Here is a 21,842-nt window from a genome sequence, read left to right as displayed (position 1 = left end):
GTCAGTAGGCCTTGCCCAGGTCGGTCTTGGCGTTGTCCTTGGTGTACGCGCTGTCCTGGATGACGATGTCCTGGGAGACCTTCTCGCCCTTGGTGAAGGTGTCCAGGGTCTGGAAGGCGAGCGGCCCGAAGCGCGGGTTGGACTCGACGACCCCGTCGATCCAGCCGTCGACGATGCCCTGGACGGCGTTGCGGGTGCCGTCGATCGTCACGATCTTCACCGCGCCCGGCTGCTTGCCGGCCCCCTTGAGGGCGTTGACCGCGCCGAGGCCCATCTCGTCGTTCTCGGCGTAGATCCCGGTGATGCCGGGCTTGGACTGGATGAGGTTCTCGGTGACCGACTGGCCCTTCTCCCGGGCGAACTCACCGGTCTGCTTGAAGACGATCTTGAGGCCGGGGGCCTTCTCCTTGATGCGGTCCTCGAAGCCCTGGGTGCGTTCGGTCGTCACGTTGTTGCCGGCGGCGCCGAGCAGGATGGCGATCTCGCCCTTGCCGCCGGTCGATTCGATCATCTGGTCCGCGGCCCGCTTGCCCTGCTCCACGAAGTCGGAGCCGATGAAGCTCACGTAGTCCTTGCAGGCGGTGGCGTTGATCTTGCGGTCGATGGTGATGATCGGGATGTGCTTGGCGGACGCCGAGCGCAGGACCGGTTCCCAGCCGTCGGAGTTGAGCGGCGCGATCACGAGGAGGTCGGCGCCCTTGGCGATGAGGTCCTGGACATCGCTGATCTGCTTGGAGAACTGCGACTGGGCGTTGGCCGTCAGCAGTTTCACGCCCAGCTTGTCCGCCTCGGCCTTGATCGACGCGGTCTCGGCGATCCGGAAGGGGTTGGCCTCCTTCTCGGACTGGGAGAAGCCGACGGTGGCCGACTTCAGGTCGGTCTTCTCGGCACCGTAGGCGTCGATGGCGCAGGCCGGTCCCGAACCCGAGGACGGTGAGGCGACGACCTGCCCCTGGTCGTCCTGGCTCGCGGAGCTCTTGTCCTTGCCTGCGGTGTCGTCCTCGGACTTCGCGCATCCGGAGACGAGCGCGAGGCTCGTGATGAGGCCGGTGGCGAGGAGGGTCCTGGCGGAGGTGCGGTGACGTGGTGCGAGCGGCTTCATGGAGTCCCCAAACGGCGCGGCCCCGGCGCTGAGAGCGCTCCCGGGGATGATCGGCTCTTGCGGTCAACTCGGTGTACTCGTCGTTCCGGGAGGTTTTTACATCGTTGGAAGGGGCCTGTAAACCCCTCCGTCCGAAATCCCGTCAGCGCCGCCCCAGCGTGCTCTCGCGCTCAACCAGCTTGAAATCCGCAGTCAGTTCACGTCCGCCGGGTTCGGTCCGGCCCGACAGGCTCCGCAGCAGGGAGGCCACCGCCATCCGCGCGATGGCCTGCTTGTCCGGCGAGATCGTCGTCAGGGTCACCGCCCCGAACCGCCCCTCCTCGATGTCGTCGAAACCCACCACGGCCACGTCCCACGGCACCCGCAGACCCCGTTCGTGCAGCACCCGCATCGCACCGATCGCGACCAGGTCGTTGTACGCGAAGACGGCGTCCGGACGCACCCCGGAGTCCAGCAGCCAGGCCATCGCCCGCGCGCCCTCGTCGCGGTCCCAGCCGCCGACCGGAACCACGAGTTCGTCGGGCGCCGGCACCCCGGCCTCCGTCAACTCCGCGCGCCAGCCGGCCAGTCGCAGATGCGCGGGCCGGTTGGCCGAATCCGTGCGGGCCCCCAGGTAGGCGATCCGCGAGCGTCCGCGGCTCAGCAGATGGCGTACCGCACTGCGCGCGGCCGACACGTTGTCGATCGCGATGTGGTCGTAGGGCAGTTCGTACTGCCGCTCGCCGAGCAGCACGAGCGGTACGTCGTCGGTGCGGGAGCGCAGGTCCTCGTCCTCGAGCTCCAGCGGACTGAGGATCAGACCGTCGATCACATTGGCCCGGAAACCCTGGCTCACCAGCACTTCCTGCTCCCGGTCGCCGCGGGTGTGGTCGAGCAGGACGGTGAACTCGTGCTCGGCGGCGGCGTCGATGACGGCTCCCGCCAGCTCCGCGAAGTACGGGTTGCCCAGCTCGGGGACGGCGAGGGCGATGATGCCCGTGCGTCCCTTGCGCAGGTGGCGTGCCGTCAGGTTCGGCCGGTAGCCCAGCTCGTCGATGGCCTCCTGGACCCGGGCCCGCATGGCAGGGGTGACGTGCGGATAGTTGTTCACGACGTTCGAAACCGTCTTGATCGAGACGCCGGCGTGCTCCGCGACGTCCTTCAGGCTGACCCGCAAGGGATCTCCTCTTCATCGATGTGCGCCTCTGTCACCTGGGCGTTTGTCATGACCCTGGACAGAGGCCGGGACCCGTGCTGTGATGCCCACTCCCGCTACTTCCAACGTTGTACAGACTGAAGCAACGAGCCGCCACCCTTCCTCAGCCAAGGAGGATCCGTGCGCATCAGCAGACTCCGACCCCAACTGGCCATCCTGGTCGCCGCGTTACTCGGCCTGGCGGGCCTCACGGGAGCCCCGTCCGCCACAGCGGCCGACGACCCCGTGGAAGTCCACGGCCTGAAGGGCGAGTACTACACCCAGTCCGCCCCCGGCGCCTTCGACTTCCACGAGCTCAAAGCCACCGGATTGGACACCAACCTCGACTTCGACAACCTGGAGCCCCGACTCGCCTTCGCCACCGGACGGTCGGACGACGTCAACGTCCGCTGGACCGGCCGGATCGTCCCCGAGAAGACCGGCCCGCACACGTTCTCGGTCATCGGGGACAACGGCTTCAGGCTGTGGGTCGACGGACACCTCGCCATCGACCACTGGGTCGACGACTGGGACCGCGAACAGACCGCCCAGCCCATCGACCTGACCGCCGGGCAGGCCTACGACATCAAGGTCGAGTACTTCGAGCACTTCGGCGGATCCAACCTCCATCTGCGCTGGACCCCGCCCGGCGGCACCAAGACGGCCGTTCCGCGGTCGGCACTCCGACTGCCCGACGGATACGCCTACGACGGCGCCGTCGCGACCACCGTCCAGGGCGACGGTCGCAGCCTGCGCCTCGACTTCGCCCAGCCGCTGACCGCACCCCCGGCGGGCCTGACCGATCACGTCGAAGCCGTCATCGGCGGCGCCAAGTGGCCCTTGGCCACAGCGAAGTTGGACCCCGCCGACCCCAAGTCCCTGATCGTCGGCCTCAAGGAACCCGTCGTCGGCAACAAGACCGGTACGGCCAAGGGCACCGCCGACCTGCGCTACGACGGCAAGGGCGGCCTCTCCGGGACGAACGGCAACGTTGTCAGCGCCTTCTGGAGCAGCGGACCCAACCACTCCACCCATGAGCTGCGGACGAAGTGGGCCGACGAGGTGGAGGCGGGCAAGGCCCGCACCGAGTACCCCCGGCCCCAGCTCACCCGGGCCGACTGGCGCGACCTGAACGGCTCCTGGCAGTTCGCCCCCGCCAAGGCCGGCGAACAGCCCCCGGTCGGAAAGAATCTCGCCGAGAAGATCCGCGTGCCCTACCCGGTGGAGTCCCAGCTCTCCGGCATCGAACGGCACGAGGACCGCATGTGGTACCGCCGGACCTTCACCGTCCCGTCCGACTGGAAGGTCGGCTCCGGCAAGCGCCTCCAGCTCAACTTCGGCGCCGTCGACTGGCGGGCCGAGGTCTATGTCAACGGCACCAAGGTCACCGAACACCAGGGCGGCTACGACAAGTTCAGCGCCGACATCACCGCCGCGCTGAAGCCCGGCCGCACCCAGGAACTGATCGTCGGCGTCTACGACCCGACCGACGCGCAGGGCGGCGAGAACCCGCCGGTCGGCAAGCAGCGCCTGGACCCCAGCGGCATCTGGTACACCCCGTCCTCCGGTATCTGGCAGACGGTGTGGATGGAGCCCGTGGCCTCCGACCACGTCGACTCCCTCAAGCTGACGCCCGACGTCGGGAACAGCCGGCTCACCGTCGAGCCGAAGGGCGTGCGGGACGGAGTGCCGGTCACCGCGACCGCGTACGCCGGACACCGCGAGGTGGCCACCGTCAAGGGCCGCACCGGGCAGCCGCTCGTCCTGAAGATCACCGACCCGCACCTGTGGTCACCCGACGACCCCTTCCTCTACGACCTGAAGGTCAGCGTCGGCGCCGACCGCGTCGGAAGCTACTTCGGCATGAGGTCCATCGCCGTGGAACAGGTGAACGGAGTCCCGCGCACCGTCCTCAACGGCGAACCCGTCTTCATGATGGCCACCCTCGACCAGGGCTTCTGGCCCGACGGCCTGCACACCGCACCGACCGACGAGGCCCTGGCGTACGACCTGAAGACGCACAAGGAGATGGGCTTCAACTCGGTCCGCAAACACATCAAGGTGGAACCCGACCGCTGGTTCTACTGGGCGGACCGGCTCGGCCTGATGGTCTGGCAGGACATGCCCGCCATGACCGCCGGGGTCAACCCGAACGCCGCCTCCCGCGCCGAGTACGAGCGCGAGATGAAGCAGATGATCGACGAGCACATCAGCAGCCCGTCGGTCGTCATGTGGGTCACCTTCAACGAGGGCTGGGGACAGTACGACGAAGCCCGCATCGCCGACCAGGCCAAGGCCTGGGACCCGACGCGCCTCGTCAACTCCATGTCGGGCATCAACCTCGGCGTGGACGGCGGCACCGGCGACATCATCGACGAGCACGGCTACCCGAGCCCCGCGCTGCCACCGAACCCGGACGGGAAACGGGCCCTGGTCAGCGGCGAGTACGGCGGTCTCGGACTCGCGGTGCCCGGACACGCCTGGTCCGTCCAGCAGTCCTACGTCGACGTCGACCCCTCGGCGTACACCGACGACTACCTGGCCCGCCTCGCCGAGGTGCACAAGCTCGCCTGCAAGGGCGGCAACGGCGCCGTCTACACCCAGATCTCGGACGTGGAAGGAGAACTGAACGGCCTGGTCACCTACGACCGAACGGTGGTCAAGCCCGACGTGGCCCGGCTGAAGGCCGCCCACGACGCGCTGATCCACGACGCGTCACAGGCCACACCGGCCGGCTGCTCCTGACGACGAGGCGCCCGGCGCACGCCTCCCCGTCGCTCCGTACGCGCCTCGCACCGGCCCCCTGACGGGGCGTCGGCGCGGTCCGCCCTCCCGCCGAGGAGGGCGGACCGCGCACAGCCACACCGCTCACCCACGAGGAACGAGCGTCCGGAAACGCTCATGCCGCTCCACGGCCTCCGCCGGTTTTGTCCGGCGGCACGTCGGGCCGGATCGCGGCGGCCACGACGCTACTGTCGGCGCCATGGACGGTGATCGCCGAGGGTGGCGCCAGTGTTTGCTCAGCGGGGCGGTGTTCGCCGTCTGCATGGCCGGTACCACGCTGCCGACCCCCCTCTACAGCCTCTACCAGGAGAAGTTCGGCTTCTCCGAGCTGACCGTCACCGTCGTGTACGCCGTGTACGCCTTCGGGGTCATGGGCGTGCTGCTGCTCGCGGGCAACGCCTCGGACACGGTGGGCCGGCGTCCGGTGCTCCTGTGTGGCCTCGGCTTCGCGGCGGCGAGCGCCGTCTGCTTCCTGGCCGCCACCGGTCTGGGCTGGCTGTACGTGGGGCGGCTGATGTCGGGCCTGTCCGCGGGCCTGTTCACCGGGGCCGCCACCGCCTACGTGATGGAGCTGGCACCGCCGGGCGGCGCCGCCCGGGCCACCTTCGTCGCGACGGCCGCCAACATGGGCGGACTCGGCTGCGGTCCGCTGCTCGCGGGCCTCCTCGCGCAGTACGCCCCCTGGCCGCTGTACCTGCCGTTCGCCGTCCACCTCGCCCTGGTGGCACTCTCCGCCGCCGTGTTGCTGCGGCTTCCGGAGACCGTACGCGAACGCCGGCCGCTGAGCACCGTACGACCGCAACGGCCCGGCCTGCCCCCACAGGTGCGGCCGGTGTTCGCGCCGCCCGCGATCGCCGCGTTCGTGGGGTTCGCCCTCTTCGGGGTGTTCACCTCCGTCAGCCCCGCGTTCCTCGCCGAGTCCCTGGACGTGACCGACCACGCGGTGAGCGGACTGGTCGTCGCACTCGCCTTCTTCGCCTCGACCGCCGGGCAGCTCGCCGTCGGCCGGGTCGGAGCGGGACGGTCCCTGCCCCTGGGCTGCGCCGCGCTCCTCGCCGGCCTCGTCCTGCTCGCGGGCGCGCTCCGATGGGACCTCATGGCCTTGGTGGTGCTGAGCGCGATCGTGGGCGGAACCGGCCAGGGCCTCGCGTTCCGCGGCGCTCTGACCACCATTGCCCAGGCCTCGCCGGAACATCAGCGAGCGGCGGTGATCTCCACGCTGTTCGTGGTCGCGTACGCGGGCATCTCGGTGCCGGTGATCGGTGTGGGCGTACTGGTGGGCCCCATCGGCCTGGAGGGTGCCGGCTTGGTCTTCATCGCGTGCATGGCCGTACTGGTCTCGATCGCGGGCGTCTATCTGCTCCGACGGCCGGTTCCCGCCGAGTCGGGTGGCGAGGCGTGACTCACCCCTGGAGTTTCAAGCCCCTGGGTGATGTGAGGCCCTTGTCCGGGTGGGCTCGGAACGTCGCCGTCCAGACGGTGGGCGGACAGGATGTGCCGTTGGGGTGCTGTTCGGTCAGCCTGACGCGGGTTCTGTCCTCGACGACCGTGTCACCGCTCTCCGCCGACGTCACGGTGAGCCGCACCGGCAGGGTGGACGCGCCGACCCTGTCCGGGAGTCGGACCGACAGCGAGGCGAACGGGTCGGCGGGACGACCCGACGTCCACTCCTCGCAGCGGCTGTTCACACAGAGCCTGATTCTCGCCGAGTCCCGGCCGCCGAAGTCGTCGGGCCGCCACACGACGGAGACCCGCGAGTCGCCGTCGGCCATGGTGCACGGCGTGGCCTGGCCGAGGAGCGTGCATCCGGCCAGGGCCGCCGCCGGCAGCGGTATGAGAAGAGGTCGGAGCATGTCAGTGCCGTCTCGCGTCATTTCCACTCCGGGCCAAGATCCGTCGGGGGACGGACTTTAGTACGGACCGCCGGGGAAGAGAGGCCTTCCTGTCGGTGGTGTGCCGGAGCCTGTTGACCTGGTGTTCCGTGTCCGTCTCCGGCCCACCCGCCCGGTCGTGAGGAGTTCGCCGTGCCGCCCCGTTTCGAGACCGCCCGTTTCCCTGTCGAGTCGGGCCCCGACTCCCTCTTCGTACGCGTCCGCCACATCCTGCGCGAGCCGGTGCGGCTGGTGGCCCGCGGCGGCCACGTCACCGAGCGGATCCGTCAACGCGAGGCTCCCGTGGAGGAGTTGGTGTCCTTCGACCCGACGAGCTGGGAACTGGTCTCGGCCGAGGTGCGTACGGACACCGGCAAGTGGGTGAAGTCGACCTGGCGGGTGCGGGCGGACGGGCGGGACTGGTGGGTCGTCGTCGGGTTGGGCAACGCGCTCGTCACCGTGATCGACGTGGACCCGTGGCGGCGGGGGAGGGGCCAGGACGTCCTTGTCGACGGGCCCTTGTACGCCAAGGTCGACGCCGTCAACGCGGAGCTCATGCGGGGGGCCTGAAGACCGAGCCGGTGCTGGTGCCGGGAGGCCTTGCCTCGAACCGTGAATGCCCACGCCGTGCAGGCAAGTTGCAGATTTCACGGGTGCGCCGGCAACTGATTATGATCTTGGCCATGTCTGTGCAGAACTCGAACTCCGACAGAGCCCTGTCGCGCAAGCAGCGCCTTCAGGAGAAGCAGCGCCGTCAGTTGGCGGTCGTCGACACCGTGGACAAGGCCGAGGCCAAGGTCCGTAAGGCCGAGGTAGAGGTGGCCATGGCCGTCGCCGAGGCGGTGCAGGTGTTCGGCGGGATGCAGGAGGCGTCGGAGGGGCTCGACATGCCGATCCAGACGGTCCAGCGCTTCCTCGGCATGGCACGGGACGAAGCGGTGAGCGCGGGCGACGTCGTGGAGTCCGCCGGCGGATCCTGACCCCGGCGTCGACGGCGGGCCCTCGCGGGAGAGCGTGGGCCCGCTCGCTTCGAGAACTCCTCATGGGTGCCCAGAGGCGCCCGAACACCGCTGCACGCCTCGCACCTCAAGAGTGGCGGCCTCGAACGACCGCCCCCGCACCGGGGATACGGCATGGCGGCCTGACATCTCGGCGGCGGCGGAGCCCGCCCCAGCCCTATGCTGCCGAAATGATCAAACCTGTCGAACTGGTGATATTCGATTGCGACGGGGTGCTGGTCGACAGCGAACGCATCGCCGTAAGCGTTCAGGTCGCCCTCGGCGCCACCTTGGGCTGGCCGATCACCTCGGAAGAGGTGATCGCCCGGTTCATCGGGCGTTCGCACGCCGACATCCACGCGCAGGTCGCCGCTCGGCTGGGTGAGGAGACGGCGGCGGTCTGGTTGAAGCGGTTCGAGGAACTCCACAGCGAGGCCGTGGATTCCGAGCTCGACCCCGTCGAGGGGATATCCGAGGTGCTCACCAGCATGACCCTGCCGGCCTGCGTGGCTTCCAGCGGCTCACACGACAAGATGAGACATACCTTGGGGCGCACCGGACTGTACGGATACTTTGCGGGCCGGATCTTCAGCGCCACCGAAGTCGGCCGCGGCAAACCGGCTCCCGACCTCTTCCTGCACGCCGCGCGACGAATGGGCGTCGATCCGTCAGCTTGTGCGGTGATCGAGGACAGTCGGCCCGGCGTCCAGGCCGCCCGTGCCGCGGGCATGCGAGCCTTCGGCTACGCCGGTGGACTCACCCCGGCCGAGCAGCTCGAAGGCCCGGACACCGTCGTCTTCCACGACATGCGCGAACTGCCCACCCTGCTCGGCGAGCAATAGCCCTCCGTCGACCGTCGGTCGTCACCATGGAGGTGGGGGGAGGGGCACACCGCGGCACCGGACCGGCAGGCCTTGCGCGGGATCCTGTTCGTGTTGCGCGCCGGTATTCAGGGGGAGTGCCTGCCCAGGAAGCGGGGCTTCGGCCCGGGCGTGATCCTCCCCCGTACGGGCCGCCCGAAGGGGCTCGAAGCGGATCCGGTCCGGTCGGCCGCGCACGGCCATTGACGCCCTGGTTGCCGACCACGGCTACGGCCACGACAAGTACCGCCTTCCCGGGGCGCGGGAGCGTCACCCTCGACGAGATGGAGTCCCCTCGGCCGGCGGTGACGCGGACACTCCCTCCCGGATTTCGTGCAACGCCTCGTCGAACATGGTGCGGGCCCTGGTGAACCAGTCCGCCAGCACGGCGATCTCGTCCGGTCCGTAGTCGGCGAAGAGCGTCGTCAACCGCTGGTAGACGGGGCCGTAGATCTCGAGAATGCGTTCCTGGGCGGTCTCCTCCATGACCACGTACACGCGGCGGCGGTCGCCCGGGTCCGCGGTGCGCCGGATGTAGCCCGCCTTCTCCAGGCGGTTGAGCACTCCCGTGACCGCTCCCGTGGTCAGCCTGGCCCGTTCCGCGAGATCGCCCGCGACCAGTGACTCGCCGGCCATGGACGCTTCCATGAGAAAGCCCAGGCAGGTGAGGTCCGTGACGTTCAGGCCCATCCGGCGGGCGATGTCCTGCTGTCCGAACTGGGCGGTGGCGATCATCCGGTCCATGGCGTAGAGAGCCTGGTCCGCCGTGGCGGCCGGACGCTCCTTGTGATCACTCACGAGTCCTCTTAGAATCTAAGATAATTAGCTCGCGAGATAAGAGATCTCGCGATGTAGTCAACCTTGCCATTTTCACAGCTCTCAAGGAGCGAGATCTTGTTCATCCACGGTGACGACGACCACGACCTTGGCCACACCGTTGCCGGCTGGAGCGGTGCGGGTATCGCGACGCTGGGATTCGGGCTCTGCGGACTCGCGATGGTCACGGGGTCGGGGCCTCTCGCGCTTGTGGGAGCGGCGGTGCTGGCCCTGGCCCTGCTGGCCACGTGGGCGCTTCACCTGGCGGGCTGGGGCAAACCGAGCGGCCCGCGCCCTGTCGCCCAGTGGGACTGGCGCGTCAGGGACGTCACCGCCCGCGACGGCCACGGCGACTGTCTCGGCTGCCGCCTCGCGGGGCGCCGGACGTCTCGCCCGCAAGTCGCGGAGCGCCCCGCGGAGACGGCGGTCGCCGACGCCTGAACGGGGCAGGCGCTCGGGTTTTCCCCACGGCGCGTCGAGCTTTCGGTACGCCCCCGATCGCGGCGCCGAGTCCACCGCGTTGTCCAACTCTGCCTCGTGGTAACGCCTCAACCGCAAGGATGAGGGGTCAGGCGACACGGAAGCGGTGACCATGGGCAGGGCACAGAACGACGCCCCGGCGATCAGTCTGTCCAAGATGCAGGCGCAGGCCCCGGATCTGGTGAGTCTGTACAAGGCGGCCGGATCCAGCGTGAGCGCGCACGGTCTCGAGGGGGTGCGCGCCGCCGTGTATCTCGTACTGGACCGCTCCGGTTCGATGCGGCCCTATTACAAGGACGGCACCATGCAGCATCTCGGTGAGCAGGTCCTCTCCTTGTCCGCCCACCTCGACGACGACGGCACGGTGCCGGTGGTGTTCTTCTCCACCGACGTCGACGGATCCACCGATCTCAGGCTCGGAGGGCATCGTGGCCGCATCGACAAACTGCACGAGAACCTCGGTCACATGGGACGGACGAACTACCACTGGGCCATGGACGAGGTCATCGACCACTACCTGGCCTCCGGCAGTGACGCCCCAGCCCTGGTGATCTTCCAGACCGACGGCGGGCCCACCAGCAAGTCCGCCGCCGAGCGGTACCTGTGCAAAGCCGCCCGCCTGCCGCTGTTCTGGCAGTTCATCGGGTTCGGCGACCCCGATGACAACGAGTTCGCCTTCCTCCGCCGCCTCGACGACCTGGCGGTGCCCGGACACCGCGTCGTCGACAACGCGGGCTTCTTCCACGCCGGCCGCGATCCGCGCAAGGTGCGCGACGATCTGCTCTACGACCGGCTTCTGCGGGAGTTCCCCAGCTGGCTTTCGTCGGCCCGCACCGCTCGGGTCCTGTAGTGAGCGCTCCCGTGGCCGGTCGTTTCGAGCGGCGAGGCGTGACCAGGAACGCCGGCCGGCGGGGAGCGGCCTGAGCGCTGTCCCGGACTTCTCCGTGAGCGGCGTCACGCGGTGTCGGACGCATGGGTGATCGCCAGCATCGCCAAGTCGTCGGCTCTGCGGCCGCCGGTGTGTTCGTGCACGTCGGACAGCAGGGCGTCGAGGAAGGCGTCCGGATCGGCGTGCCGAAGCCGGCTGAACCGGCCGAGAGGGTCGTAGAAGTCGCCCTTCGAGTTCCGGGCCTCCGTGAGTCCGTCGGTGTACAGGAGCAGAGTGGCGCCCTGCGGGAACCTCACCGTGTCGACGCGCTCCGGGGCGGTGGCCAGCGCGGTCAGGCCCAGGGGCAAGGCCGGCCGGCCGGGTTCGACGTACCGTACGGCGTCCGGAAGAATCAGCATGGGTGCGGGGTGGCCGCGGTTGATCATGCGGACCTCGTTGCCGTGCCGGGAAAACTCCGCCACCACGCACGTGATGAACCCTTCGAGTTCGGTCACACCCCCGTACTGCTGGATCTCGAGGGCGACGGCTCGCTCCAGCCGTTCCACGAGCGCGGTGAGGGCGGGTTCATGCAGGGCCGCCTCGCGGAAGGTGCCGATGCTGCCCTCGACCGCCCTGACCGCCTTCAACCCCTTGCCGCGCACATCGCCGATCAGACACCGCACGCCGAACGGCGTCTCGACCACCGCGTAGAGGTCTCCGCCGATCTGCGCATCCGCCTGCGCGGCCTGATAACGGGCGGCGAACCGCAGGGGACCGCTCGCTTCCGGCGGGTCCCGCAGGACGGCCCGCTGTACGGCGGCGGCGATGTCGCGCGCCGACCGCAGTTGGGTGTGCAAGTGGTACAGAAGGCGATTGAGGAAGACCGCGATCACGGTGACCGTCGCGATCATGGACAGTTCGCTGAACTGGGTCGCGGTTCCGTGGAAGCCGAAGTACCCGAACATGGCGAGGTCGAGGAGGAACGCCACCGCCCCGGTGATGACGGTCCCGCTCAGGGACAGCAGAGCGGCGGACGTCAGGATCGCGGCCGCGTAGAGAGCGGCGGCGCTGACCGTGGGCGGCGTGACGAAGTCGATCACCACGGCCGCGAGGAGCAGGACCGCCGGCAGCAGGCGCCTCCACTTTCCCAGCCGCTGCCACACATCCAGCCCGGCCACGCGCTGCTCCAGACGTCGACTGATCTCCCTGTCGGTTCAGGCTATGGTCCGTCCGTCCGCCCCGCCGCCGCATCGCGCCCCGGCTCGCACGCTACGCCATGGCTATGACCCGAACGCCGCACACCGGAGACACGCCACTGGCGCCCCGGGCGGCGAGTGCCGCCGACACCGGGGCGCGGTGCCTGGACCGCCGTTCACCCGGTGACCTCGATGCCGCGCCCCGCGAGGCGCCGACCGCCTGAACAACGCGGCACCGGTACACCCGAAGAGGGGATCCACGGCGTCAGGGGCGCCCACCGTGCGGTCCCGGGGCACGCGGTACCTGGGACGACGCCGGTCGGGTCTTCGGGCCCGGCGAGTGCGAGGGCCCCGCCCGCGCTCGTCCGCGCCCCGCCGGCGTCCGCCCCGGTCCCCCGTCGCCTGCCGGGCTCCTAGCCGATGAGGGTCGCCTTCGGGCGTACCACGCAGAACTCGTTGCCCTCCGGATCGGTCAGCACGGTCCACGACTCCTCGCCGCTCTGTCCCACGTCCGCCCTGCGCGCCCCGAGCGCGAGGACGCGCTCGATCTCCGCCTCCCGGTCCTCGGCCGGGGAGGTCAGATCGAGGTGCAGACGGTTCTTGACGGCCTTCCGGTCCGTGACCGGCATGAAACAGATGCCCACCGGAGCCGTCTCGTCCGGCCCGATCACGACCTCCCGCTCCCGCTCGGAGAGGATCCGCCAGCCCAGGACCGTGGCCCAGAACCGCGCCAGTGAGGGGAGGTCGTGCGCGTCGATGACGATGTGATGCAAGGAAAGGGGCATATTCGCTCATGTGCCCTGGCGTCGGCATCGGCACACCCTCGGCATCGTGACACCGGCCCCTCGCCACCGGCCCCCGACCCCCGACCCCTCGCCCCCCGGCCCACACCGCCCTTCGGTTCGCACGGGACGTGACGGCTGTGACCCGAACGCCGCACATCGGAGGGGCGCACGGCGGGCGGTCCTGCGGCGAGTGCCGACCACGCGGGGCCGTAGCACACGGCCTGCGGCCGCCCGGCAACTTCCGACTTCGCGTCCCGCGGGGTCCCGGGTTCCTGAATACTCCGGCACCCGGTACAGACGAAGAGGGGATCCGGTGGCTCGTCGCACCAATACGTCCTGCCTGGGCACGGCCGTCAAGGGCTGTCTGCTGCTGAACCTGTGGATCATCGTCGGCTACGCCCTGGCTCTGCCGGTCACCCTGCCCGACCTGATGGCGTCTCAGGAACCGCCGCTGCACGTCCGGGGCCCGGTGCAGCACACGGTCGTCCACGGCGTACCCGTCGTCGCCGCCTTGGGTGTTGCCCTGTTCGCGAGCCGCCGGAGGTCCGTCGCCGGATGGGTGGTCCTCGCTCGCGCGGCAGTGGTGCTCGTGCTCGGCCGGATCGCCGCCCACTGGGCCGCGGCCCGGTTCGACGCGCCCGAGTGGAGTGCCCGCGCGATGGCCCAGTGCGGTGCGGCCGGTCTCGTCGCTTACCTGTGCCGGGTGGCGGTCCGCAGGTGGGACGACGGCGGCCTCGCCTCAGGGAGCCGTCGCCCGGGTCCGGGCGAGATCTGGCACGCGGCGGTTCCGTTCCGGGACACCGAGGGCGGCAAGGAACGCTACTGCGTGGTCATGAGGAGCCGTCTCCACTACGCGGAAGTCCTCAAGATCACCAGCCAGAACAAGGACCACCGGCACGATCACATCCGTATGCCGAGCGACGGCTGGGATCTCACCTCGGGCAAGGACCACTGGGTCGAGATCGGCCTTCAACCGCTCAGAGTGCCCTACCAGGACTTCACCGACGGCCGCCCGAAGGGCCGTTGCCCCCGGGCGGTCTGGCGCCGGCTGCGGGCCGAGCGTCCGGCACCCGTGGCGTCCCGGGCGTGACGGCGGTACCGCACCGTCGCGGGTCACAGGTACGACACGAAGCGTTCGTGATCATCCACTCCAAGTCACATGGGCGCCACAATGACGGCGCTCGGAACCGTCCTTGGGAGGACCATGTACGCAAGAACCGCTGTCGTCGGCCGTACGACCGTGCTCACCGGATTCGGCTCCGCAGTCCATCGGCAAGGCCGAGCCGAACCCGTCGACGACGACAGGGCGAGCGGTACGGACACCGTCATCACCATGGGCCGCGTGGGCAAGCGGGCGGACCTCATGACCGAAGGCCCTCTCCGGACCGGAACGGTCAAGTAGCCAGCCCGAGCAGAGGAGAATCCGCATGCAACGCCGTGCCGTCATCGCCGCCGTCACCGCCGTGCTCGTCCCCGTTCTCGGTGCCTGCAGCAGCGCCTCGCAGTCCAAGCGTTCCAAGCCATCGCCCTCGTACGCGGCGGCCGACAGTGTCAACGCGCGCTGTCGGGCGCAGGAATGGCCCCAGTCCATGCCCGATGTCGAGGGCCGGCCGTTCGACCCGCTCGGCAAGGACCTCATGTGCTTCGACAACATCGAGGCCGTGGCACCCGACGGACATGACGTGATGGCCGACCCGGGCAGTGGACTGGGTGCCTGGACCGTCGTTTCCAGCACTCCCCGCCCGGGTGCCAAGGTCCGCATCACCACACCGATCACGCTCGAACTCCGGAGAGGCTGAAAGCCCGAGGGACGCGACCGCCGCCCCGCCCCACCCGGGAGAGGGGGCGCCCGGTCGGCCGTGGGCACGGGCACGTACTCCCGCCGTCCTCGCCGAACCGGGCGGTGTTCATGGAGCACGTGGGCGTGGCGGCCGCGCCGGCGGAGCAACTGAGCGGCCCGGACGACGGGGCGAGGCTTCGGCGGGCCGCCGGACTCCTGTGGCGCCGGGGCCGTCCATCGGCCTGCGGAAGGGGTTCGCGAACCCGGGTGGAACAGGGCGTCACGGCCCGGCGAGAGCTGCCCTACTGCCCGCCGTTCCGGAAGTAGTGCCCCAGGTCCAGGTCCTCGATCAGGCCCGGCCCGGTCGGGTTCCAGCCCAGCAGGTCGCGGGTCCGCTCGCTGGAGGCCGGGCTGTCGAGGCCGAGGAACCCCGACAGCCACGTGAAGTGCTCGGCCGCCTCCTCGGTGGGGACGGAGCGGGTGGGCACGTCGAGGTGACGGCCGATGACCTCGGCGACCGCACGGATCGGAACGCCGTCCTCGGCGCTCGCGTGGAGGACCGATCCCGCCGGTGCGCCTTCCAGGGCGAGGCGGAAGAGGCGGGCGGCGTCGCCGCGGTGCGTGGCCGGCCAGCGCTGGGTGCCGTCGCCGATGTACCCCGCGACGCCCTTGTCGCGGGCGATGCCGATCAGGGCCGCCATGAATCCGTTGTCACCCTCGCCGTGCACGGTCGGGGGGAGCCGTACGACGGACGAGCGGATGTTCCGGTCGGCGAGGGCGAGGGCCACGTGGGCGGTGCCCATACGGGTGCGCGGGCCGCCCGGCAGCTGTGCGGACCGGTCGTCCGGGGTCCGTCCGTCCGCTTCCGTGCTCGGGCGGCCCGAGGCCACGCCGATCAGCCCCGACGCGATGAGCAGCGGTCGCCCGGAACCCGCGAGCGACTCGCCGAAGAGCTCGACGGTGCGGCGGTCCGCGTCGGCGGCGTCCTGGAAACCGCCGGAGAACGCGAGGTCGTGCTTGAAGGCGAGGTGGATCACGCCGTCCGACGCCTCGGCGGCCTCGCGCAGGACGTCGAGGTCGTCGAGGGTGCCGGACACCGTGTCCGCCCCGGCCTGCTTCAGGGCCGCGGCCGAGGCGTCCGAGCGGGCGAGCCCGAGGACCTGGTGCCCCGCGCCGATGAGCTCGGGGACGAGTGCGGAGCCGATCCATCCGGATGCCCCGGTGACGAAAACACGCATGAGAAAGCCTCCAGCCTGGGGTGACCGTCCGCGCACCCGGGGCACACGGGAGGCCACCACGCGATGTCAGTGACTGTCATCAAACGTAGCACTCGATGTCAGTGACTGTCATCGAGTACGATGCCGGGCATGGGTCGATGGGAGCCGGACGCGCGCGGCCGCCTGGCACGGGCGGCACTGGAGCTCTACGTCGAGCGCGGCTTCGACCGCACCTCGGTGGCGGAGATCGCCGAACGGGCGGGGCTGACGGAGCGCACGTTCTTCCGGCACTACGCGGACAAGCGCGAGGTGCTGTTCGCGGGTTCGGGCGAGCTGCGGGAGGTGCTCGCGCACGCCGTCGCGCAGGCTCCCGAGTCAGCCACCCCGATGGATGCCGTGGCGGCGGCCCTCGAAGGTGCCGCGGCTGTGCTGGAGGCGCGCCAGGAGCACGCTCGGCAGCGGCAGTCCGTCATCGACGCCAACTCCGACCTTCAGGAGCGCGAGCTGATCAAACTCGCGTCGATGTCCGCGACCCTCGCGGACGCCTTGCGGCTGCGCGGGGTCGACGAGGCCTCCGCGGGCCTTGCCGCGGAGGTGGGGATCGCCGTCTTCAAGTTCGCCTTCCGGCGCTGGGTCGAGCGGACCGAGGAGAAGGAACTGGTCCGGTTCATACGGGAGTCGTTGGCCGGTCTGAGGGCAGTGGCCGCGGACGCGTGACGTCGGATCCCGCTGATGGCCGCACCCGGCCTGCCGCCGGTCGTCCCGGCGGCCGGGGTCGGGGCGGGAGCACGGTCTTGCCGTGGGTCTTCCGCGGTTCCAGCTCGCGGAACGCGTCCCGGACCCGCTCCAGCGGGTGGGCGCGGGCGATCGGTACTTCCGGCTCTCCGCGCGCGGAGAGCCGGGCCGGCTCTCCGACCACCACCGCGCATGCCGCCGCAGCCTCGCCGTAAGGGAAGTCGTGTTCCCACGGCAAGCGGGCTCACACCGCGGAGGGGATCACGCCTGGAACTCGGTGAGGTCGATCGCGTGGACGGTCAGGGGGAAGCCGTACACGGGGTGGGTGGTCTCCCTCTCGGGCTTCATGCCGAGCTTGCGGACGACGTTCAGCGAGGCCTCGTTGCTGATCCGGTCGACACTGATCACACGGTCGAGGCCGCGGTCCTGGAGGGCGAACTCCAGTGTGGCGTGGGCGGCTTCGGACGCGTAGCCCTGGCCCCAGAACGGTGAGCCGAACCGCCAGCCGATCTCCACGGCGGGCATGACCTCGGGCAGGTACTCGGGCACCGACAGCCCCGCGAAACCGGCCAGCTCTCCCGAGGCGAGCAGTTCGACGGCGAAGATGCCGAAGCCCTCCTCGTCCCATTCGTCCTCCCACCGCTCGATCTCCTCGGCGGTGGCGTCGAGGTCGCGGACCGAACCGTCGCCGATCCAGCGCATGACCTCGGGGTCCGCGTTGATGTCCGCCATGGGGGCGAGGTCGTCGTCGTACCAGCGGCGGAGGAGGAGGCGGGGGGTGCGGATCTCGGTCATGGCACCCATCCTGCCTTACGGACGAGGCACCGGCCGGTGGCCCCGCACCGCGGCGTACCGCCTCGGGAGTGACCGGGCCCGGGCGGGCCCTTGTTTCGGCCCCGTCGACCGGGGCAACCGGCCGTCATGGAGACCAACGACGGCACGGACGAAGTGATCGAGACCCAGGGCGACGAGCATCACGTCGTCCTCAGCGCCGATACCAACGGCGACGGAAAGACCGACGTCTGGATGACCGACACCACGGGCGACGGCAAGGCCGATCTCTACCAGTTCGACACCAGCGGTGACGGGCGGATCGACCTGACGATGGTCGAACGGGGCGACGAGCCCGGCGTCGACCGGGTCGTCGTCGAGGGCGACGGCGGCCACCCGTTGGAGACCTGAGCCCTCGTCGCGGCGCCGTGCCCGGCCGGTTCGAGCGACACGCTCCCGGCCCGGACGAACGGACACCCCGGACCCTGCCGGCGTCGGGGGACGGGGTCCCCCGACGCGCCTACGGGGTACCCGTCAGAGGCCGCAGGGCGGCGGCGCCGACACGCAGGATCGCTGACACGGGCGGTCCCACCCAGCGGGTCAGTCCGTCCGGGAGCGCGGGGTCCAGTTCGATCGTCACCCGGACGTATCGCGTGTGCAGCCGCGCGACCTTGGTGTGACGGGGCGGGGCGGCATCGGGTTCCCGTTGCAGGGCGGCCCGGTAGGTGTCCTTGCGCTGGTTCACATCGTGTCCTGACGCTTGACGAGTTCGTCCGCGAGATCCATGTACGCCGATCCCTTGACCGTGACAGGGCTGCCGAACGACTGGGAGTACAGGTCGAGTCGGGGGATGTGGGTGGACAGCACGTCGAAGCCGCGTTCCGTGAGCGCTTCGCGGGCATCGGCGTCGGGACCGGTACGTGTGGCGTCCGGACGGTTCGTACGGTTCAGCAGTACGGCGGAGCGGGCCGGACGGGCCCGCAGGGACTGGACGTCGCCCATCTCGCGGCCGATGGGCGCCATGCGGTCCAGTTCGATGGGGGACGGTGTCACCGGCACGATCCACTCGCTCGCGTACCGCATGACGCTCCGGGCGATGTGGGCGTGATCCTCCATCTGCGGGGCGTCGAACACCACGGCCTGCCGGTCGCCGAGGAAGTCGTTCACGCGCCGGTGCACGTCGCCCACGGGGAGGGAGAACACGGGGAAGGGGAAACCTCCCGCCAGTTCGCTCCACCGCAGCGCCGAGGACGCGGGGTCACTGTCCACCAACAGGGGTGAGAAGCCCGACTCGTGCAACGCGTGGGCCAGCCACACCGCGCTCGTCGTCTTGCCCACTCCGGGTTTCAGGTTCACAAAGGCATAGCTCATCGACACAGGGAGCCACGCTAGTGACCACGGGGGACCGGCGGTCGCCCAAGCGGCGGGTACCGTCCCGTCGTTCACCCCGCCGCGCCCGTGAATCATCCCAATGGATCAACGCGCTGTGCCGCCGCACAGACCCGCGCCGCGGCCACTGTGCACCGGCCGCCCGAACGCGCCGTGCCCTGTACGCGCCCCCGGCGCGGTTGATGCCATGCCCGGCATGTCTCCCGCAGCTTCCGCGTCTCCCGCATCCTCCGTATCGCCCTCACGTCACACATCTCCCGCATCTCCAGCATCTCCGTCCGCTTCCGTCCCGGGCGCAGGGACGAGGCCGTGCGCGGCGGCGCCGTCGGAGGACCGCCGATGAGCTCCGGCGACGGGGAGTCGCTCGCCGTCATGGTCTTCCTCGGCTTCGTCGCCGTGTCCCTGCTGCTGTGCGGTCTGGCGGCGGCCGATCTGGACGACCCCGAGCACTTCTACGCGGGCGGCGGCGCGGCCTTCGGGCCGGTCGGAGGCGGGCTGGCCATCGCCGGTGACTACATCTCCGCGGCCACCCTGCTCAGCACCACCGGCGCGGTCGCCCTCGACGGCGCGGACGGCATCCTGTTCGCCTGCGCCACCGTCGTCTCGCTCTATCTGATGATGCGGTTCCTGGGTGAACCCCTGCGCAGGAAAGGGGTGTTCACCCTGGGGGACTTCGTCGCCGACCGCCTCGGCGCCCCCTCCGTGCGCCGGGCGCTCGGCGTGGCCTCTCTCGTCGTCCTCACCCCGCTGCTCCTGGTGCAGCTCTCCACCGCCGGACGCGTCATGGCGGCCATGTTCGGGCTCCCGGACGGCGCGCTCACCGGATGCACCGTCGCCGGAGGGATCCTGATGGTCTGTTACGCCGCGTTCGGCGGGATGCGCGGCGTCGGGTACGTACAGATCCTGAAGGTCGGTGTGGTGCTCATCGCCATGCTGCTGCTGGCCGGGGTCGTCCTCGCCCGGTACGGATGGTCGCCGCCGGCCCTGTTCGGTGCCGCCCGGGAGCAGTCCGGAGCGGGCGCCGCCTACGCGCGCCCCGGGCTCCACTTCGGTCACTCCGTCGCCGGACGCCTCGACCTGATCGGCTTCGAGGCCACCCTCCTGGTCGGAGCCGCCTGTCTGCCGCACATCACCATGCGGCTGTACCCGGTCCGGGAGGCCCGCACCGCGAGGCGCGCCGTCGGCTGGGCGGTCGGACCGGTGGCGGTGGTGTGCGCCGGGGTCGTGGTGGCCGGGCTGGGTGCCTGTGCCCTGCTGGGCCGGGGTCCGGTGCGGGCCGCCGACCCCGGGGGAGCGACCGCCCTGCTGATGGTGACGGGCGCGCTCGACCCCGTCGCCGGGGGCACCCGGCACAGCATGCTGTTCGCGATCGTCGCCTGCGCCGTCTTCGTGACCACCCTCGCGGCCGTCGCGGGCATCACGCTGGCGGCCGCCTCCAGTCTGGCCCGTGACTTCGGCGGGCGGCCCGCGCACGGGGGCGGGGGCCGTTCGCCCGCCGGGGAGATCCGCCGGGCACGGCTGGGGATCGTCCTGGTCGGAGCGGTCGCCGTCGTCGTGTCGGCGCTCCTCGGGGACCGCGGCAGACTCACGCTGCTCTCCTTGTCGTTCACCGTCGCGGCCTCGGTGCTGGCCCCGGTTCTGCTGTACGCGCTCTTCCTGCCCGGTCACTCCTCCACCGGGGTGCGCTGGACCGTCTACGGGACCCTTCCGCTCATCGTGCTGCTGCTCGCGGGATCCCCCGCGGTGTCGGGCACCCCGTTCGCGGTCTTCCCCGACCACGACGTCCGCTGGTTCCCGCTCCAGACACCGGGGCTCGTCACCGTTCCGGCCGGCTTCCTCCTCGGGCTCGTCGGCCGCGCGCCCAGGCGCACCCGCGCTCTTCGGACGTCCTGGCCGAGGTCCTCGACCGCCGTGGGCGCGGGACCTCTTGACGGAGTTGGTGCAGACCTTTAGCGTCACGGCACATGAGGTTCACAGGTGAACTCAATGTTCATCCATGTGAACCTCGCCTTTCCCCACCGTCTGCTCCATCCGACCAGACGAAAGGCCCCGACCGCCATGGTGAACAAGCGACCACATACCCGAACCCCCTCCTTCGCTGCCGGACGTGCCGCGCCCCGGCTCCTGACGACGGCCACCGTCGCGGGAGTCGTCGCCGTAGTCACCGTCCTGGGCACGTCCAGCGCCGGCGCCGCCGACCCGAACGTCGCGCCCGGCGGCAACTTCGACCTGTCGGTGTGGCAACTCCAGGAGCCCGTGGGCTCCCCGGGCTCGCCCACCACCATCTCCTCCGCCCGGCTGCAGGGCGCGAACGGCTACCAGGACGCGTACTTCTACACCGACACCCGCGACGGCGCGATGACCTTCTGGGCGCCCGAGAAGGGCGTCACGACGCCGAACTCCAACTACGCCCGCTCCGAACTGCGGGAGATGAACCGCAGCGGCAGCGCGGCGAACTGGTCGCTCGGCGGCAGCCACCGGCTGAGCGCGACACTTCGGGTGGTGTCGGTCACCTCCAACGTGTGCGTCGGTCAGATCCACCTCGGCTCCGGCGGATCGTCGACCAAACCGCTGGTGGAGCTGTACTACCGCGCGAGCGGTGACATCGTGGTCGGCACCGAGAACTCGCCCTCGGGCGGCCAGACGACCCACACGGTCGGACACGTGGCGGTCGGCAAGACGTGGACGTACACGATCGCCGTCTCCGGCGGCGACACCATCGACCTGACCGTCAACGGCAGCACCACGCACTACGCGATCCCGTCGTCGTTCTTCCCCTACAAGCAGTACTTCAAGGCCGGCTCGTACAACCAGTCGTCCTCCGGGAGCACCACGAAGGGGGCGAGGGTCGCCTTCTACGGCCTGAAGGTCTCGCACGGCTGACGGGCGTCGGACACGGGGGGGGGGGGGGGGGGGGGGGGGGGGGGGGGGGGGGGGGGGGGCCCGCCGGGGGGGGGGGGGGGGTGGGGGGGGGGGGGGGGGGGGTGGGGGGGGGCGCGGGGGGGGGTGGGAGGGG

At 70.4% G+C, this 21,842-nt stretch carries 24 protein-coding genes; 14 read left to right on the top strand and 10 right to left on the bottom strand.

Annotated elements, in window-relative coordinates:
- Position 1: 1 nt before the first annotated feature.
- A complete protein-coding gene (locus ACFYW9_RS03150) occupies positions 2 to 1,102 on the bottom strand; it encodes an ABC transporter substrate-binding protein (protein ID WP_389143974.1) in 1,101 nt (366 codons plus the stop codon).
- A gap of 142 nt (positions 1,103 to 1,244) precedes the next feature.
- On the bottom strand, positions 1,245 to 2,258 hold the full coding sequence (locus ACFYW9_RS03145) for a LacI family DNA-binding transcriptional regulator (RefSeq protein ID WP_328444680.1): 1,014 nt from the start codon (positions 2,256 to 2,258) through the stop codon (positions 1,245 to 1,247).
- Positions 2,259 to 2,417: 159 nt separating this feature from the next.
- Between ACFYW9_RS03145 and ACFYW9_RS03140 the strand changes: the two genes are divergently transcribed.
- Together ACFYW9_RS03140 and ACFYW9_RS03135 are read left to right on the top strand one after the other, a co-directional pair.
- Positions 2,418 to 5,021 (top strand): PA14 domain-containing protein, encoded by a 2,604-nt coding sequence (locus ACFYW9_RS03140; RefSeq protein WP_351864408.1) that lies wholly within the window; start codon positions 2,418 to 2,420, stop codon positions 5,019 to 5,021.
- 238 nt (positions 5,022 to 5,259) lie between these two features.
- Positions 5,260 to 6,462 (top strand): MFS transporter, encoded by a 1,203-nt coding sequence (locus ACFYW9_RS03135; RefSeq protein WP_389143969.1) that lies wholly within the window; start codon positions 5,260 to 5,262, stop codon positions 6,460 to 6,462.
- A gap of 1 nt (position 6,463) precedes the next feature.
- Here the strand turns inward: ACFYW9_RS03135 and ACFYW9_RS03130 are convergent, their stop codons facing one another.
- The gene (locus ACFYW9_RS03130; RefSeq protein WP_389143965.1) at positions 6,464 to 6,913 is read right to left on the bottom strand and encodes a hypothetical protein; all 450 of its coding nucleotides are present in this window, start codon (positions 6,911 to 6,913) and stop codon (positions 6,464 to 6,466) included.
- 171 nt (positions 6,914 to 7,084) lie between these two features.
- On the opposite strand from ACFYW9_RS03130, the gene ACFYW9_RS03125 reads away from it, so the two are divergent.
- From ACFYW9_RS03125 to ACFYW9_RS03115, 3 genes are all read left to right on the top strand, one after another.
- Entirely contained in the window at positions 7,085 to 7,501 is a 417-nt protein-coding gene (locus ACFYW9_RS03125; RefSeq protein WP_389143962.1) for a hypothetical protein, read from the top strand.
- Positions 7,502 to 7,614: 113 nt separating this feature from the next.
- On the top strand, positions 7,615 to 7,911 hold the full coding sequence (locus ACFYW9_RS03120) for a hypothetical protein (protein WP_389143959.1): 297 nt from the start codon (positions 7,615 to 7,617) through the stop codon (positions 7,909 to 7,911).
- Positions 7,912 to 8,120: 209 nt separating this feature from the next.
- Positions 8,121 to 8,771 carry an HAD family hydrolase gene (locus ACFYW9_RS03115; protein WP_389143956.1) on the top strand — a complete coding sequence of 217 codons (651 nt, stop codon included), beginning with the start codon at positions 8,121 to 8,123 and terminating at the stop codon, positions 8,769 to 8,771.
- Positions 8,772 to 9,059: 288 nt separating this feature from the next.
- On the opposite strand, the gene ACFYW9_RS03110 is transcribed toward ACFYW9_RS03115, so the two are convergent.
- Positions 9,060 to 9,533 (bottom strand): MarR family transcriptional regulator, encoded by a 474-nt coding sequence (locus ACFYW9_RS03110; RefSeq protein ID WP_351864752.1) that lies wholly within the window; start codon positions 9,531 to 9,533, stop codon positions 9,060 to 9,062.
- Positions 9,534 to 9,683: 150 nt separating this feature from the next.
- Here ACFYW9_RS03110 and ACFYW9_RS03105 point away from each other — a divergent pair, with 150 nt between their 5' ends.
- The gene (locus tag ACFYW9_RS03105; RefSeq protein ID WP_389143953.1) at positions 9,684 to 10,046 is read left to right on the top strand and encodes an HGxxPAAW family protein; all 363 of its coding nucleotides are present in this window, start codon (positions 9,684 to 9,686) and stop codon (positions 10,044 to 10,046) included.
- A 151-nt stretch (positions 10,047 to 10,197) separates the two neighbouring features.
- Positions 10,198 to 10,935, top strand: coding sequence for a VWA domain-containing protein (locus tag ACFYW9_RS03100; protein ID WP_351864428.1), 738 nt, complete (start codon positions 10,198 to 10,200; stop codon positions 10,933 to 10,935).
- Positions 10,936 to 11,039: 104 nt separating this feature from the next.
- Here ACFYW9_RS03100 and ACFYW9_RS03095 read toward each other — a convergent pair whose 3' ends face one another.
- Positions 11,040 to 12,131, bottom strand: coding sequence for a PP2C family protein-serine/threonine phosphatase (locus ACFYW9_RS03095; RefSeq protein ID WP_389143949.1), 1,092 nt, complete (start codon positions 12,129 to 12,131; stop codon positions 11,040 to 11,042).
- Between the two features lie 431 nt (positions 12,132 to 12,562).
- Positions 12,563 to 12,934, bottom strand: a complete 372-nt coding sequence (locus ACFYW9_RS03090) for a VOC family protein (protein WP_389143946.1) — start codon at positions 12,932 to 12,934, stop codon at positions 12,563 to 12,565.
- Between the two features lie 313 nt (positions 12,935 to 13,247).
- Here ACFYW9_RS03090 and ACFYW9_RS03085 point away from each other — a divergent pair, with 313 nt between their 5' ends.
- The 3 genes from ACFYW9_RS03085 (at position 13,248) to ACFYW9_RS03075 (ending at position 14,733) form a co-directional block, all read left to right on the top strand.
- A complete protein-coding gene (locus ACFYW9_RS03085; RefSeq protein ID WP_389143943.1) occupies positions 13,248 to 14,024 on the top strand; it encodes a hypothetical protein in 777 nt (258 codons plus the stop codon).
- Between the two features lie 114 nt (positions 14,025 to 14,138).
- On the top strand, positions 14,139 to 14,336 hold the full coding sequence (locus tag ACFYW9_RS03080) for a hypothetical protein (protein ID WP_389143940.1): 198 nt from the start codon (positions 14,139 to 14,141) through the stop codon (positions 14,334 to 14,336).
- Between the two features lie 25 nt (positions 14,337 to 14,361).
- Positions 14,362 to 14,733, top strand: a complete 372-nt coding sequence (locus tag ACFYW9_RS03075) for a hypothetical protein (RefSeq protein ID WP_389143937.1) — start codon at positions 14,362 to 14,364, stop codon at positions 14,731 to 14,733.
- A gap of 283 nt (positions 14,734 to 15,016) precedes the next feature.
- Here the strand turns inward: ACFYW9_RS03075 and ACFYW9_RS03070 are convergent, their stop codons facing one another.
- The gene (locus tag ACFYW9_RS03070) at positions 15,017 to 15,952 is read right to left on the bottom strand and encodes an SDR family oxidoreductase (RefSeq protein WP_389143934.1); all 936 of its coding nucleotides are present in this window, start codon (positions 15,950 to 15,952) and stop codon (positions 15,017 to 15,019) included.
- Positions 15,953 to 16,081: 129 nt separating this feature from the next.
- Here ACFYW9_RS03070 and ACFYW9_RS03065 point away from each other — a divergent pair, with 129 nt between their 5' ends.
- Positions 16,082 to 16,648 (top strand): TetR family transcriptional regulator, encoded by a 567-nt coding sequence (locus ACFYW9_RS03065; protein ID WP_351864443.1) that lies wholly within the window; start codon positions 16,082 to 16,084, stop codon positions 16,646 to 16,648.
- A 279-nt stretch (positions 16,649 to 16,927) separates the two neighbouring features.
- On the opposite strand, the gene ACFYW9_RS03060 is transcribed toward ACFYW9_RS03065, so the two are convergent.
- The gene (locus ACFYW9_RS03060) at positions 16,928 to 17,461 is read right to left on the bottom strand and encodes a GNAT family N-acetyltransferase (RefSeq protein WP_351864446.1); all 534 of its coding nucleotides are present in this window, start codon (positions 17,459 to 17,461) and stop codon (positions 16,928 to 16,930) included.
- Between the two features lie 126 nt (positions 17,462 to 17,587).
- On the opposite strand from ACFYW9_RS03060, the gene ACFYW9_RS03055 reads away from it, so the two are divergent.
- Positions 17,588 to 17,848, top strand: coding sequence for a hypothetical protein (locus ACFYW9_RS03055; RefSeq protein WP_326783698.1), 261 nt, complete (start codon positions 17,588 to 17,590; stop codon positions 17,846 to 17,848).
- A 109-nt stretch (positions 17,849 to 17,957) separates the two neighbouring features.
- Here ACFYW9_RS03055 and ACFYW9_RS03050 read toward each other — a convergent pair whose 3' ends face one another.
- Together ACFYW9_RS03050 and ACFYW9_RS03045 are read right to left on the bottom strand one after the other, a co-directional pair.
- Positions 17,958 to 18,182 carry a hypothetical protein gene (locus ACFYW9_RS03050; protein WP_351864449.1) on the bottom strand — a complete coding sequence of 75 codons (225 nt, stop codon included), beginning with the start codon at positions 18,180 to 18,182 and terminating at the stop codon, positions 17,958 to 17,960.
- On the bottom strand, positions 18,179 to 18,808 hold the full coding sequence (locus ACFYW9_RS03045) for an AAA family ATPase (RefSeq protein ID WP_389143929.1): 630 nt from the start codon (positions 18,806 to 18,808) through the stop codon (positions 18,179 to 18,181). Before ACFYW9_RS03045 ends, ACFYW9_RS03050 begins: the two co-directional genes overlap by 4 nt.
- A gap of 357 nt (positions 18,809 to 19,165) precedes the next feature.
- Here ACFYW9_RS03045 and ACFYW9_RS03040 point away from each other — a divergent pair, with 357 nt between their 5' ends.
- Both ACFYW9_RS03040 and ACFYW9_RS03035 read left to right on the top strand, forming a co-directional pair.
- Positions 19,166 to 20,779, top strand: coding sequence for a cation acetate symporter (locus ACFYW9_RS03040; protein WP_389143926.1), 1,614 nt, complete (start codon positions 19,166 to 19,168; stop codon positions 20,777 to 20,779).
- A gap of 33 nt (positions 20,780 to 20,812) precedes the next feature.
- Positions 20,813 to 21,709, top strand: coding sequence for a polysaccharide lyase family 7 protein (locus ACFYW9_RS03035; RefSeq protein WP_389143923.1), 897 nt, complete (start codon positions 20,813 to 20,815; stop codon positions 21,707 to 21,709).
- The last annotated feature ends 133 nt before the right edge of the window (positions 21,710 to 21,842 follow it).

The sequence above is a fragment of the Streptomyces sp. NPDC002698 genome (genome assembly GCF_042888945.1).
Classification (GTDB): domain Bacteria; phylum Actinomycetota; class Actinomycetes; order Streptomycetales; family Streptomycetaceae; genus Streptomyces.
The sequence above is the reverse complement of the archived record's forward strand: the minus strand, read 5'-3'. Positions and strand labels throughout refer to the sequence as shown.